The organism is Vibrio sp. GJ43-1, from assembly GCF_055808835.1.
Map to the genome: position 1 here is coordinate 2,008,219 of NZ_CM147884.1, position 14,433 is coordinate 2,022,651.

The 14,433-nt window shown below is 44.5% G+C and carries 8 protein-coding genes and 5 pseudogenes; 2 read left to right on the forward strand and 11 right to left on the reverse strand.

Annotation, left to right across the window (positions count from 1 at the left end):
• The first annotated feature begins 190 nt into the window (after positions 1 to 190).
• Positions 191 to 1,230 (forward strand): annotated as a pseudogene (locus AC0L66_RS09695) (extracellular solute-binding protein).
• Between the two features lie 135 nt (positions 1,231 to 1,365).
• Here the strand turns inward: AC0L66_RS09695 and cobB are convergent.
• From cobB to AC0L66_RS09750, 11 genes and pseudogenes are all read right to left on the reverse strand, one after another.
• Positions 1,366 to 2,106, reverse strand: coding sequence for a Sir2 family NAD+-dependent deacetylase (gene cobB, locus AC0L66_RS09700; protein ID WP_265677065.1), 741 nt, complete (start codon positions 2,104 to 2,106; stop codon positions 1,366 to 1,368).
• A 224-nt stretch (positions 2,107 to 2,330) separates the two neighbouring features.
• A pseudogene (locus AC0L66_RS09705) lies at positions 2,331 to 3,551 on the reverse strand (ammonium transporter).
• Positions 3,552 to 3,982: 431 nt separating this feature from the next.
• Positions 3,983 to 4,414 (reverse strand): hypothetical protein, encoded by a 432-nt coding sequence (locus tag AC0L66_RS09710; RefSeq protein ID WP_265677063.1) that lies wholly within the window; start codon positions 4,412 to 4,414, stop codon positions 3,983 to 3,985.
• 96 nt (positions 4,415 to 4,510) lie between these two features.
• Positions 4,511 to 5,493, reverse strand: a pseudogene (locus tag AC0L66_RS09715) (formate dehydrogenase subunit gamma); the annotation flags it as partial.
• A gap of 11 nt (positions 5,494 to 5,504) precedes the next feature.
• A complete protein-coding gene (fdh3B, locus tag AC0L66_RS09720; protein WP_265677060.1) occupies positions 5,505 to 6,113 on the reverse strand; it encodes a formate dehydrogenase FDH3 subunit beta in 609 nt (202 codons plus the stop codon).
• 11 nt (positions 6,114 to 6,124) lie between these two features.
• Positions 6,125 to 8,982: pseudogene (locus AC0L66_RS09725) on the reverse strand (formate dehydrogenase subunit alpha).
• Between the two features lie 11 nt (positions 8,983 to 8,993).
• Entirely contained in the window at positions 8,994 to 9,212 is a 219-nt protein-coding gene (locus tag AC0L66_RS09730) for a twin-arginine translocation signal domain-containing protein (RefSeq protein WP_473567093.1), read from the reverse strand.
• A gap of 113 nt (positions 9,213 to 9,325) precedes the next feature.
• A complete protein-coding gene (locus tag AC0L66_RS09735; protein WP_473567094.1) occupies positions 9,326 to 9,955 on the reverse strand; it encodes a TorD/DmsD family molecular chaperone in 630 nt (209 codons plus the stop codon).
• Positions 9,956 to 9,961: 6 nt separating this feature from the next.
• Positions 9,962 to 11,626 carry a 4Fe-4S dicluster domain-containing protein gene (locus AC0L66_RS09740; RefSeq protein WP_265677056.1) on the reverse strand — a complete coding sequence of 555 codons (1,665 nt, stop codon included), beginning with the start codon at positions 11,624 to 11,626 and terminating at the stop codon, positions 9,962 to 9,964.
• A 346-nt stretch (positions 11,627 to 11,972) separates the two neighbouring features.
• Positions 11,973 to 12,743, reverse strand: a complete 771-nt coding sequence (locus tag AC0L66_RS09745) for a DUF3306 domain-containing protein (protein WP_473567096.1) — start codon at positions 12,741 to 12,743, stop codon at positions 11,973 to 11,975.
• Positions 12,733 to 13,170 carry a DUF3305 domain-containing protein gene (locus tag AC0L66_RS09750; protein WP_265677054.1) on the reverse strand — a complete coding sequence of 146 codons (438 nt, stop codon included), beginning with the start codon at positions 13,168 to 13,170 and terminating at the stop codon, positions 12,733 to 12,735. The genes AC0L66_RS09745 and AC0L66_RS09750 overlap by 11 nt, the downstream gene beginning before the upstream one ends.
• A gap of 229 nt (positions 13,171 to 13,399) precedes the next feature.
• Between AC0L66_RS09750 and AC0L66_RS09755 the strand changes: the two are divergent.
• Positions 13,400 to 14,225, forward strand: a pseudogene (locus AC0L66_RS09755) (formate dehydrogenase accessory sulfurtransferase FdhD).
• Positions 14,226 to 14,433: the final 208 nt, after the last annotated feature.

Consider the following 14,433-nt stretch of genomic DNA (forward strand, 5'->3'; position numbering starts at 1 on the left):
CTTATAACCTTCCAAACGTTTGTTTTTTGTAAACAGCCACATAGAGATATCTTTCAATCACTGATATAATCTTGTGACTTGCGTCAAATTATTTATGACGTCCAAAGTAATTTGATGTTGCTTGCTAAGACATCATCAAATTGTCATGCCTTCTATGGCTCTTTGTTAATAAAATACAAACGGAAAAGTAATGAAAAGCAAACTGTATGCTAGCGCCCTTTGTGCGGCGACTCTCTTCACTACCCCGGCGTTTGCTGCCAACGAAGAACTCTATTTCTACAACTGGTCTGAGTACATTCCAAGTGAAGTATTAGAGGACTTTACTAAAGAAACAGGGATTAAAGTCATCTATTCAACCTACGAGTCTAACGAAAGCATGTATGCTAAGTTAAAAACTCAAGGCTCAGGTTATGATTTAGTGGTTCCTTCAACGTATTTCGTTTCAAAGATGCGTAAAGAAGGCATGCTGCAACAAATAGATAAAGAACAGCTATCGCACTTTCAAGATCTTGATGCCAACTACTTAGACAAACCTTTTGACCCTGATAATAACTTTTCTATCCCTTACATTTGGGGCGCAACAGGCATTGGCGTCAATACTGACATGCTTGATAAGTCGGCCGTTAAAAGCTGGGACGATTTGTGGGACCAGAAATGGGAAGGTCAGTTGATGATGATGGATGACTCTCGTGAAGTCTTCCATATTGCGTTAACAAAGCTGGGTTATTCTCCAAACACGACAAATCCAGAAGAAATCAAAGCCGCTTACGAAGAACTGCGTAAGCTTGTTCCGAATGTGTTGGTATTTAACTCTGACTTCCCTGCTAACCCATATTTAGCTGGTGAGGTATCACTGGGTATGCTTTGGAATGGCTCCGCTTATATGGCTCGCCAAGAAGGGGCATCGATTGAAATCGTTTGGCCTGAAAAAGGCACGATTTTTTGGATGGATAGCCTAGCAATTCCATCAGGCGCGAAGAATATTGAAGCCGCTCATAAGATGATAGACTTCCTACTTCGCCCAGAAAATGCGGCGAAAATCGCATTAGAAATTGGTTACCCTACACTCTAGTTAAAACCGCTTACCCACTGCTACCAAAAGAGTTCGCCGAAGACAAAAATGTCTTCCCACCACAAGAGGTGATGGATTCAGGTACGTGGCAAGATGAAGTCGGTGAAGCAGGTGCGCTTTACGAAGAATACTTCCAAAAGCTTAAAGTTGATAATTAAGCTTAGATAACACGAATAAGGGAAATAAGCCTGCTTATTTCCCTTATTACTTCTAATTAAAAGCTCTCGAAAGTGAGCGCTTTTTCTATCTGTTCCCACCGCTTCAATAATGTATCGGAATCCTATTGCAGGGGTTTACGATGACGTCTCGTGATCTTGAGTTTGCAAGGCAAGAAGCTCCCTAACGAGTTTTGGTACCTCTTGACTGGCTTTACCATACCGCTTTTCTTCAAATTCACTTTGAACGGCACTTGGTTCAAGATTAATTTCAATAGTATGAGCGCCGTGCATTTTTGCATCGTGCACAAACCCGGCGGCTGGGTATACGACACCGGAAGTACCAATAGAAATGAACAGGTCAGCGGCCTCTAATGCTGAATAGATATCGCCCATTTTTAAAGGCATCTCGCCAAACCAAACAATATGTGGGCGAATCTGGCTGGGTAATTGACAGCAATGGCACAAATCTCCAGTCATCACATCGTCTTTCATGTCTATTACTTGCCCTGATTCTGAACAGCGCGCCTTCAGAAGTTCACCATGCATATGAATAACATTATCACTTCCACCACGCTCGTGAAGATTATCGATATTTTGAGTAATGACGGTAACGGAACCATGAAGATCGCGTTCAAGTTGGCCTAAAGCTATGTGAGCAGCATTGGGAAGGATGCTAGGTAACTGAAGTTTTTTACGCCTTTGGTTATAGAAGGTTTGAACTAAATCCGGGTCGCGAGCAAAGCCTTCCGGCGTAGCCACATCTTCTATTCTGTGGTTTTCCCATAGTCCATCCTGCGTCCGAAATGTTTGTATTCCCGATTCAGCTGAGATGCCTGCACCCGTTAATATCACAATATTTTTATAGGGGAAGTTCATAACCATCCTTGTTCTGACGTAATCTATACCACAAGAATAACATGGATTACTTCAGTCCCCCTAGTTTTGCCCCTTAGACCATAGTCTAATGCCATTGATTTAAAAGCATTATTTATGAGTTTTACGCAGAAAATTCTAACGCACATGTACACTGGGCGGGAGATCGCAAAAGAGGCATCTATCGACACCTCTTTTTATAGTAATTGCCTGTGTAACTCAGTTATCTAATCGTCACTGGTTGACGAAATCTTATGAATAGCCAAGTCTGCGCCGTTAAACTCATCTTCTTCAGATAGCCTTAAACCCGTAAGCTTGTCTAATACACCATAAACAATCAACGCACCGACAAGTGCAATAGCAATTCCAGCAAACGTACCAACCAATTGCGAGACAAAGCTCACGCCCCCTAGTCCACCTAGCGCACTTTGACCAAAGATACCTGCAGCAATCCCCCCCAAGCACCACATAAACCATGTAATGGCCATACACCCAATACATCGTCAATTTTTGTTTTATTCTGTAGATAGGTAAATACCCAAACAAACAGAGCACCAGCAATTGAACCGGTTGATCAGAGCACCGATTGGGTGCATAAGATCCGAGCCAGCACAAATTGCAACAAGACCCGCTAACGGACCATTATGAATAAAACCAGGATCGTTTTTACCGACGATAAGTGCAGCCAAAATTCCTCCAACCATCGCCATTAAAGAGTTCATGGCCACAAGCCCACTGATGCCTTCTAACGCTTGTGCTGACATAACATTGAAGCCAAACCACCCTACGCTGAGTATCCACGCACCTAAGGCTAAGAACGGAATATTAGAAGGAGCAAAGTTAGTGTGTTTCCCCGCTCTAATACGCCCTCTCCTCATACCTAGAAAGATAACCGCAACTAACGCTATCCAACCACCAACACCGTGCACCACAACCGAGCCAGCGAAGTCATGGAACCCAGCGCCAAATGTTGCTTCAAGCCACCCTTGAAACCCAAAATTTCCGTTCCAAATCATACCTTCAAAAAATGGGTACACTAAACCAACGGTAAAAAATGTCGCTAAAAGTATTGGATAAAATCGAGCGCGTTCCGCGATGCCTCCGGAAACTATTGCTGGTATCGCCGCTGCAAATGTTAATAAGAAGAAGAACTTAACTAACTCATAGCCATTTCCTTGCGATAGCGTTTCCGCATCAGCGAAAAATGTACCGCCATAAGCAACCCAATACCCTATAAAGAAATAAGCAATGGCTGAAACACCAAAATCAGCAAGTATTTTCACTAACGCATTAACTTGGTTCTTATTCCTCACGGTTCCTACTTCAAGAAAAGCAAAGCCTGCGTGCATTAAAAACACCATAATCGCTCCTAGTAATAAGAAGAGCGTATCAGAGCTTTGTGTGAGCGTTTGTACTGCGCCATGTACCTGTTCTACCGAAGGGGTCATGTATCTATTACTCCTTTAAACCATATTCCCATGTAAAGCATCATTACTGTGCTTCATAACATTTTCATCACACCATATTGGTGCTTAAAATTTACATGGTGTGATATCAGCAAGAACCGTTCCAAAAGTCACCCTCAAACCAATGCAATATAACCTTATGATTTAAATGATCATTAAAAGAAACTTATTTTTTAAGCCACTCATCAAATGATAATAATTTGCACCATATTAGTGATAAGCACCAAATTCGTGCGCACTACAATGTAGCAAATCAGTTAATTAATTGGTTGATTGATCGGTTAGTTGATTGGTGACGCGTTGTCTTAGAGGCATGCTAAACACATTGGCAGGTATAGGTATGGATAGAGAAAAAATCCCATGTTGCTTTCGAAACATGGGATTTGTTCTTTTCTAATCTAGAGTCGCTGCGTTTATTGCGTTGTATCGATCAGTTGAGGACCTTTATCAAACGTCATGGGAATATTACGCTTTAGCATATCCATTCCTTTAAACATTCGAACTATCCACACTAGAATAGCAATCGCGGCAAACACCATTCCAATATATGGAATCACGTTGGCTATTTGATCAAGCCACGTCGCTTTATACCAATAATGAGTCACGCCTTTCAGCAATCCATTCGAGGTGGCAACGGTGACAATTAATACGACAAAGAAGGTTAAGTTTAGAAAAAACGTTCTTATTAATCCGTAATAATGTGAGTTGACGACATCAGTGTCTTCCCCTTTATCCAACCTATACCCTGCGTAAACAATGGCAATAACGCCAGAAATAAGCAAAGTAAAAGGCGTAAAGAGGCTTAAGATGTACGCAACCCAAATGCCTTTATGTTGTTGCTGCATAATAGTCGATACTCCCTTAAGTCAGCTTACTGTCAGATTGAGTTGTCGCAGAGCTCGCATGAGAATTCGTCGCCGACTCTTCTGGGTCACTCTCTGAGTTTTTCACTTCCTCAAACCACAAATCGTGATGCTCTTTTGCCCATGTTTCATCGACTTCGCCAGTGACCATTCCTTCTAACGCGCCTTCCATGCCAAAGAGGCCAATATAGATATGGAACACAAAACCACAAATTAAAATAAGCGCAGAGAACATGTGCACTAAATTTGATAGTTCCATATCACGTCGAGTTTGCCCGAAAATTGGGAAGTCTAAGATCAATCCACTCACAGCGGCAATGGCGCCAAAACAGATAAGCAGCCAATAAATCGCCTTTTCACCACCATTAGAGAAGCCCGCAGATGGGTGCGTTCCTTTATGCTTGCCAACCATACCACCAAGCTTCATAAACCACTGTACGTCCGTCTTATTAAAGATAGACTTTCTCCACCACTTAAATAAAACAGCGAAAAGTAGAATGAAAAACAATGGACCCATATAGTTATGGTATTGCTTGGCAATATAAATCGTCCAACCCCATAGCTCTGTCGGCACATACGGTTTCATAAAGTGCTTACCGTACACCAGCATTAAGCCACTAAATGCAAGAGTGAGAAAAGTAAACGCCATGCTCCAGTGGAGCGCACGGTCCATTCTCGACCAGCGCTTGACCTTTTTCCCCGTTCGCGCCGCACTCAATTTCAGTGGCCCAACGATAAAGTACATCAGTACTACCATCGAGATACTGCCAAAGATTGCAACTGCAGCAGCAGGTGACATCCACTTTTCTTTCAAAACAAACCAGGTTTCACCTGGTGTGCTTATCAGTACGCCATGCTCAGGAGATGCCGACGTGGTGGTGCCTTCCACCCCATCTTTAACGGCACGCCAATAATCAGCACCTAGCTAACTGGACCATTTCACTTTGCACTACTTTGTCATTTTTGCTCTCTTCTGCTCTTACTCCAAACGACAACATTAGCAGCAATGCTGCCAATACTGGCAGCATTGCAAGAGCTTGGTTTCTAAGCGTACTTAGCATACGAGTCTCCATTAGCTCTTAGTTGCATCGTAAGACAGATCGTGCCCGTCGCTCCAACCCGCATTTTTTGCGCCACGCTCAACTACGCGTTGACGGAATATGTCAGAGACTTTTTCCGCATCTCCAGCCAGCAGTGCTTTGGTTGAACATAGTGAAGCACACATAGGCAGTTTGCCTTCTGCAATACGGTTGGCACCGTACTTAGCTCGTTCTTCTTCGGAATTGTCTTCCGTTTCAGGCCCGCCAGCACAGAACGTACACTTATCCATTTTGCCACGTTCACCAAATGAAGCTTGCTTGGGAAACTGTGGCGCACCAAACGGACAGGCAAACAGACAGTAACCGCAGCCAATACAGAGATCTTTATTGTGAAGCACGATGCCGTCTTCTGTATGCTCGAAGCAGTCTGCAGGGCACACCGCCATACAAGGTGCATCGGTACAGTGCATACAAGCCACCGAAATGGAGTTTTCACCCGGTTCACCATCATTTAACGTGACCACTCGACGACGTTGAATACCCCATTCGAGCGCCTCATCATTTTCATTTTTACATGCCGTGACACAGCCGTTACAGTCAATACAACGCTTGGTGTCACAAAGGAATTTCATTCTAGCCATGTTATGACTCCTTACGCTTTCTTGATATTACAGAGAGTGACTTTTGTTTCTTGCATTTGCGTCACCGGATCATAGCCATAAGTGGTGGCAGTATTCGCGGCCTCACCTATGACATAGGGATCGCTTCCCTTAGGGTATTTAGAACGAAGATCTTCACCCTGGAACTTACCGCCAAAGTGGAAAGGAAGAAACGCTAAACCCGGTTTAACACGTCGCGTCACCATGGCTTTAACCTTAATTCTCCCTTTTTCCGCGCCTTCAACCCATACCATGTCACCATCTTTGAATCCGATGTCATTGGCGTCTTTCGGGTTCACTTCAACAAACATTTCACGCTGCAGCTCAGCAAGCCACGGGTTAGAACGCGTCTCTTCACCCCCACCTTCATATTCAACCAAGCGTCCAGACGTCAACACAATCGGATACTCTCCCGATTTGTCTTGGTCTTGGATAGACTTATACAAGGTTGGTAAACGGTAGATAGACTCACTGTCATCCCACGTTGGGTAGTCAGCCACTAAATCTCGACGAGGCGTATACAGAGGTTCTCGGTGCAGAGGAACTCGATCTGGGAACGTCCACACAATCGCACGGGCTTTGGCATTACCAAATGGCATACATCCGTGAAGTACCGCAACACGCTGGATACCACCCGATAAGTCAGTTTTCCAGTTTTTACCTTCGGCAGCGGCTTGCTCTTCCGGCGTTAAATCACCCCACCAACCAAGCTGTTTAATCAGCTTATCGGTAAACTCTGGGTAACCATCTTCAATTTCACAACCCAAAGAATAACTGTCTTCAGCCAGCAAGCTATCACCTTCAAACTCCACACCAAATCGAGCACGGAAGTTACCCCCACCCAATGCGACCGGTTTTGATGTGTCGTAAAGGATATGAGTACCTGGGTGCTTCATTTCTGGCGTACCCCAACACGGCCATGGCAAGCCATAGGTTTCGCCGTTGGCGACACCGCCCTCGGCTTCCAATGTTGTTTTATTGAAAATATGCCAGTTTTGTTGGTGGGCTTTTAATCGCTCAGGGCTTTGTCCTGTGTAGCCAATCGTCCACATACCTTTATTAAACTCGCGAGTGATGTCTTCAATCATCGAGCTGGTTATTTTCAACTTTAACGTTTTTAAATAACTGATCCGCAAACCCTAATTTTTTAGTCAGCAGATACATGATTTCGTGATCAGGTTTCGAGTCAAACAGTGGCTCAATAACTTGATCGCGCCATTGAAGCGAGCGATTTGAAGCCGTAACGGAACCGTAGGTTTCAAACTGAGTGGTTGCTGGTAATAAATACACACCGTCTGTTCGGTCATTCATTACTGCAGCATGCGTTGGATATGGGTCGACAATCACCATCATGTCGAGTTTTGACATCGCTTTTCTCATTTCGACGCCACGGGTTTGCGAGTTAACCGCATGCCCCCAATAGAACATGGCGCGAATGTTATCGTTCTGTTCAATGTTTTCTTTATTTTCAAGTACGCCATCAATCCAACGCGACACAGGAATGCCCATGTTATTCATTGGCTTTTTACCGCGATACTCGTTTGGATCAAATCGTCCTTTGATCCACTCGTAATCCACATCCCAGACTTTCGCCCAGTGCTTCCATGATCCATCCGCTAAGCCATAGTAACCAGGAAGCGTATGAGAAAGGACGCCAAGGTCAGTCGCGCCTTGTACGTTGTCGTGACCACGGAAAATATTCGCCCCGCCACCAGACTTACCTATATTACCTAGTGCAAGTTCAAGTACACAGTAAGCACGCGTATTGTTGTTACCGGTAGTGTGCTGAGTACCGCCCATACACCAAATAATACTACCCGGACGATTGTCAGACAGTAGTTTGGCGGCTTTGTATACGTCGGCTTCGCTTACACCAGTCACGCGCTCAACCTCTTCTGGTGTCCACTTGGCAACCTCTTGTCGAATCTCATCCATGCCATACACACGTTGGCGAATAAATTCCTGGTCTTCCCATTTATTCGCAAAAATGTGCCATAGCAAGCCCCAGATAAACGCAACATCCGTACCGGGTCTTAATGAGCAATAATGATCTGACTTCGCTGCTGTACGCGTACGTCTTGGATCCGCAACAACAATTTTACAACCGTTTTTCTCTTTGGCTATCAGGATATGCTGCATGGCAACAGGGTGTGCTTCGGCAGGGTTTGAGCCAATGAATAGCATAGACTTACAGTTATGCATGTCATTGAAAGAATTGGTCATCGCGCCATAACCCCAAGTGTTTGCTACACCTGATACAGTGGTGGAGTGACAAATACGCGCTTGGTGATCGACGTTGTTTGTGCCCCATAGAGACGCCATTTTTCTGAACATATACGCTTGTTCATTGTTGTGCTTAGCACTGCCCAGCCAATACACAGAATCAGGGCCTGATTCTTCGCGGATTTCTAAGACTTTGCTGCCAATCTCTTCGATGGCTTCATCCCAAGTCAGCTTCTTCCATTTTCCGCCTTCAAGCTTCATCGGGTATTTTAGACGTCGCTCACCATGGCCATGCTCACGTAAAGCTGCGCCCTTAGCACAGTGCCCACCAGCATTAAATGGGTGGTCGAATGCTCGGTTCTTGACCCGTCCACACACCATTTTGAACTTCAGCGTACACACCACACCCGACCGAGCAGTGTGAACATATTGTACGTTTTATCTCGGTTTTCGCTTCAGGATCAACCGATTGAGCTTGCGCTTTTTTAATCATCCCTGGCGCGAAGACATACGCTCCGGCGACGGCACCACCTGCCGCAAGCGTAGAGCTACGCATAAACGTTCGGCGACTGATGCCAAGCTTGTTTTCATTTTTGCTCACAGTATTGGAGCGTTTTGTCAGTTTCATTGGTTCGCTCCTTAAAGTGTGTCGTAGTAATCTTTCACGTGTTGCGTTTCACGATATCCCGTTTTCTTGGTACTTTCGTCCAACGGTGTATCAGTGACGTCACTGCTTGCTGCATGGGCAGTGCCAGTAATAACGGCACCCGCAACTGCCGCCGTCGTCAATCCTTTTAATAGATTACGTCGGCTTTCATTGCACGTGCTCTGTTCATCTTGCTTGTTTTGCTTGCTCATAGTTTGCTCCCTGAGTGGATGCCTTGTACTTAATAAGTACAGATATCTCTAGTAAGCTGAATAGTTAAGTTAAGTTAAGTCTCACGCCTAACTGACTAACGATTAAACGGTCATTACTTAGTGGTAATGTTCTTTACATCAATTTTCATTTTTGCTTTGGTAGACACCGGACTGGTTGCATACCTCACCTGCTCTACGTCGAAAAACGCCGCCATCAATACCGCGACAGCCTTATAAAACTGAGCACTGGATGCTGATTCCATTTGGCGACAAAGCGCGCCATACCACGTAGCAAGGTGTTGGTTAAAAAATGCCTTTGCTTCAGGTTCACTCTGTTGTTCAATTAACGCCGCCATCACTTCACTTATCGCGGCAATATGATCTTCCGGCTCCTTGACACCTTCCTCTCGTTCTAACCCTAATTGCGTTAGTGATTGCCTTACGGCCGCGAGTGGCTTCTCCATTAACGAGCCTGTTAGATGCCAAGACGCAAACGGCACAATTTCACCCTTACCAATACCAATAAACAAATCTTGATACTCATCTTCAAGTGCGCTGACCTGTGCTACTTTGGCAGCGGCAGATAAGTCCTGCCATGCCGACGTCATTTGATTGATGCCACTTTCAATTTCAAGGTGAGCTAAAAATTCCAATAGGTCTCTATCTGGCGCTTGGCGACACAGCGTCGAAATCAAGAGATAAATGTCGCTGCGCATTTCATCATGTTGCTCTTCCATCAACATCGACTCCTAAATTTTTAATTGTTGTTCTGGGTTTTCAGCCATTGATTCAAATACATCCACGACTCGGCAGTCTTCGCACATAGCGATACGGCGCAAGGACATGTCGTCAGAAAAATGAGAGTGACCGCGTAACTTATTTTGCAGCATAGTAATCATAGATTGCGGTGCAAATGGCTTCCCACAACGTAAACATTCAGCGGCCTTTTCTTCATGCAGGGCAACAACATTTTGACGAGATTCTTGATCCCAGTTGACCTGTTGAGAGAGAGATAAAGCCGATTCAGGACAAGCCTTTTCGCACATTCCGCATTGCACACAGTCTTGCTCAATAAAATCAAGAGCAGGTCTATCGCCAGTATTATGTAGCGCTTTCGTTGGGCAAACCGCAACACACGCCATACACAATGTGCATTTATCCGTCTCACAATTCACCGTGCCAAATGGCGCAGTAGAAGGAAGCACTTGGATGGTTTCAATGACGGAACGTTGAGAGGCCAACGCGTCAAGAGAGGTGTAAAGGCGTTGTCGTTTATCACCTTGCACATCGCCAACATTCACACCAAGTGACGTGGTCACTAATGTTGGCAATCCTTCGCGCAGCGATTCTAGATATAAGACATCAATGGTTTCTCGAGCGAGCCCTAGATTCTCGAGTAATAACTGTGCCATACCCACTTCACGATTAAGCACGGTTTGAATGGTTTCGGGCATATGACGACTGGCTGCAAACAACACTTGCGTCGCGCCGTTAACCAGTGCAGCGAACCAAGTGTCAATTCCCACCGAAGGTAACTCTTCCACAACGACGGGGATAACATTGTCGGGTAACGCTCTCAGTGCCATGACGTTATAAGTCTCGTGTCTGGAACTACAAACAAGAATAATGGCGTCTTTACCACCTTTATTGTGATAATTCGCTAACGTTCGCTCTATGAACTTTTGCGTTTCTTTCGGTGTTGGGAGTGCGTAATGAATCGCTTCTGTTGGACAAGCCGTGGCACACGTTCCTACGCCTTGACACAGATACGGATTGATCTCAATTTTATGACCAATCTTATCGTTGCCTTCACTTGATAACGCACCAGCAGGACACGCATCGACACAGCGTTCACACCCTTTAACACCGCGCGAACTGTGTGCGCACAAGTCGGTATCCAAACGGAAGTACTTCGGCTTATCAAAGGTTCCCATTAGTGTTGGGATAACCTCTAAAGCCTCAGCTAGAGAAGGATAGCCTCTTCCAACCGGATAGAAACCGGGAACAGGGACTTGCTCAGACATGCAGCCGTTAAGGGTATGGTCCAACACAACATCAAAACAATCTCGCCCTACTGATACTTCCGCAAGGTTGATAGTTTGCGCATGATTTTGAACGTTAACGGTAAATGTGCCCAGGAAACCGGAAATCTCAACGCTGTCCGCAAAATATAAATTTGGGTACTTGTCACTTGTTACGCCGTCGGTCGACAGCAGCGTAAGTGAATGCATCGCCGTGAGCTGCTCTGCTGTGCTGGTTATAATCGCCGTCGGTCCGACAATCAACGTATCGCCTTGGCTTTCATAGCTAACAGTAGGAGGAATGAGATTGGCAAGTTCTACGGTATTTTCAAACGCATAAAGGCGAGCCAGCCCGTTTTCAGTTGTCGATTCTTCTAATAATTTTTTTATCATTGCATCTTCCAGTGCAGAGGTCTTTGCCTCATCGCTTTGACGTTAAATCGTCACTGTTGATACAAATTGCAATTATTGTTCCAACTAAAACTACTCACTATTTTAAAGCCGATTTGCCGGAAAATGGACAAATATGGCTAAATGACTCAGTATTTCGCTCCAGTGAGCAGGATAAATCGATTCATTTAGTACTGTTTATTGGTTCGATTTATCAGAGTGAGACAATTTGTCTTAGTTATATGATGTTATCACTAAGACAAAATGTACCTATTTTTTGTGTGGTAAATATTGTCTCAATCAAGCGGTTAGTCTTTAGCCGCGCACCCACCGTCACGAGTTTCAACCTTTATTTCACATTAACATTAGAAGCACATGAGCTCGTATCAACATCTGTTACGTTTTCTGATTTCGTTTGCTGAAGCTCATCCTCTGCGTCGTTATCGTGTTCCGCTTCAAGGGCATCCTCTCGTCTTGCCCCTTGTTCGTCACTGACATTTTCATCATCGAGCGCGACCACATTACCGTCTTTATTCTCCCCTGCGCTTTCAGGGTTAGTGGGGTCACTCTCAAGCTCTTCTACCTTATTCACCCATTCTCTCAGCGTTTCAGCAACACCCGCGGCAAGCGGCTTAACTGCAGCATAGTCATGATCATAATCATTAAGTCGATCGACAACATTAAATTCAGGGCTAAGAAACATCTTACGCAGCGCGGCTTTTTTTGCTGCTTTGTCGAGACCGGTTTTGGTCATTAATTCCGACATGGTAAGTGACTCAACCGGCATGTCCTCGACCTCCCCTTCAGATTCATCACTTGTCTGACTAGCATCTTGATTTTCAGTGTCGAGTGCGTCGGTATTTTCCACCATCGCCTGACTAGGTTTTGGGTCGTTGTCATCTTGTAGATGCGCAGGCGCTGTGTTTGCATCTATGGAACGATCATTTTCAAAACTATTACGTTCAGACCCATTACGTTCAGAGTCATCTCTGACTAATTGTTTATCAGCAAGTATTTGATCGTCATCGTTTTGTTGTTCTAAATGGGTTGGCGTAGATGTGATATCTTTATCTGCGTCTAACTTTCGTTGAGACCAACGGGAAAGGAAACTATTTTTCACTTGAACGCCCCGCACCTTTACGCTTTTTACGGCGCACTTCTAGTAATTCCCCGTGCCGACCTATAAACGCTTCCATCCAAGCTTGTATTGGTAACGGCATATCATTGGACAGGACTAAGTAATCTCCATCCATGAACGATCCTGCCACCCCTTGAGAGGCAGTAACCAGAATAGGCGTCACATCCGACTCGTCATGATTATCGAAGACAACAAACAATTTTGGTGATTGAGAACTTAGGTTAAAACGATAGTCAGTGCGTTCATCTTTATACAGCTCTAACAAGGAATAAGGTCGGCTGACATCAATATCAGAAAGACCAAATCCATTAAGTTCTCGTTGGGTGGTCATCCAGCGACCGACTTGTTTTTCTGTGGCAACAACATCAATTTGTAGTGGCCATTGATCGTCATTTTTTTTCGGTAACATCGAAATCTCTTCTTGGATTGGTATACATACAACGGTGAAGACTGGTGATTTACTATACCTTATGACCATTCAATAACTTATTATGTCATCGTGTCAGTCATTGGCATTTAATTTGCTTTTATCATTAACTGAGTTGCTAATTACTGATTACGAAGCAATAATCAAGCCAATAGGTTGAGTTGGTTGCTCTTCTTAACCGCTACTACAGTCGAACAAAAGGACATATTGCGTGGTAAAGCCAAATATTATTAGAACAAGCGAAAATCCTTTGCAAACCATGGAAGTTGAAGTCGTTGACGAATATGGTGAAAAGCTGGTCAAGCAAATCGCCTGCGAACGTCCGCTTACCGTGATGCTTAATTGGAAAGAAATCGTCACGTTAATGACTCTAGGTTCTAGACCCGACTCTTTAGTACTAGGTTACCTGAAAAATCAGGGCTTCTTGTCTGATCCTAACGCCATCGAGTCACTCATTATCGATTGGGAAACCCATTCTGCAGCAGTGATTACTAAAGAAAATACCGACTTTCTCGATGAAGCACTAAAGAAAAAAACCGTTACCTCTGGTTGTGGGCAAGGCACGATGTATGGCAACGTCATGAAGCAACTTGATGGTTATCAGGTTCCGCAAACGCCATTAAAACAATCACAAATTTATGCCACACTCGAAGCGCTCACCCACTTTAATGATACGTATAAAAAGGCGGGCGCTGTGCATGGATGTGCTATTTGTCAAAATAACCAAGTTCTGTCATTCGTCGAAGATGTGGGCCGTCACAATGCGGTTGATACGTTAGCGGGCGAAATGTGGCTTAACGAAGAAACCGAGCGATGATAAAATTTTTTACACCACAGGACGACTCACATCAGAAATGGTCATTAAAGTCGCACAAATGGGGATCTCGGTGCTTTTATCTCGCTCTGGTGTGACACAGATGGGATTAGACCTAGCCAAACAGTTTGGCATTACCACCATTGCAAGAGCCAAAGGACTGCGTTTCCAAGTATTCACTGGTAGCGACAAGATCGATTTTGATGTGAAGGGTGCAAAGTAACTGATACCTTAAAAATGATACCTTACAGCTTAGACGTTAGAACTTATGCGTCGGAACTTAGGCGTTCGATTATAAGATCTTTGCTAACGCGATCCGAATCTTCATACCGCACTAAACTGCCGAAGTAGCCCCTCTGGTTAAACCTAACGTTGTAAAAAAGGCAGCCCATATATATATGGGCTGCCTTTTTGCTTTTGATTGGTCGACG

What these genes read in the sequence shown, in the direction of transcription:
- cobB (WP_265677065.1), bottom strand. Translation starts at nt 2,106, where the DNA reads ATGAACTTCCCCTATAAAAATATTGTGATATTAACGGGTGCAGGCATC.
- AC0L66_RS09710 (WP_265677063.1), bottom strand. Translation starts at nt 4,414, where the DNA reads ATGCAGCAACAACATAAAGGCATTTGGGTTGCGTACATCTTAAGCCTC.
- fdh3B (WP_265677060.1), bottom strand. Translation starts at nt 6,113, where the DNA reads ATGGCTAGAATGAAATTCCTTTGTGACACCAAGCGTTGTATTGACTGT.
- AC0L66_RS09730 (WP_473567093.1), bottom strand. Translation starts at nt 9,212, where the DNA reads ATGAGCAAGCAAAACAAGCAAGATGAACAGAGCACGTGCAATGAAAGC.
- AC0L66_RS09735 (WP_473567094.1), bottom strand. Translation starts at nt 9,955, where the DNA reads ATGTTGATGGAAGAGCAACATGATGAAATGCGCAGCGACATTTATCTC.
- AC0L66_RS09740 (WP_265677056.1), bottom strand. Translation starts at nt 11,626, where the DNA reads ATGATAAAAAAATTATTAGAAGAATCGACAACTGAAAACGGGCTGGCT.
- AC0L66_RS09750 (WP_265677054.1), bottom strand. Translation starts at nt 13,170, where the DNA reads ATGTTACCGAAAAAAAATGACGATCAATGGCCACTACAAATTGATGTT.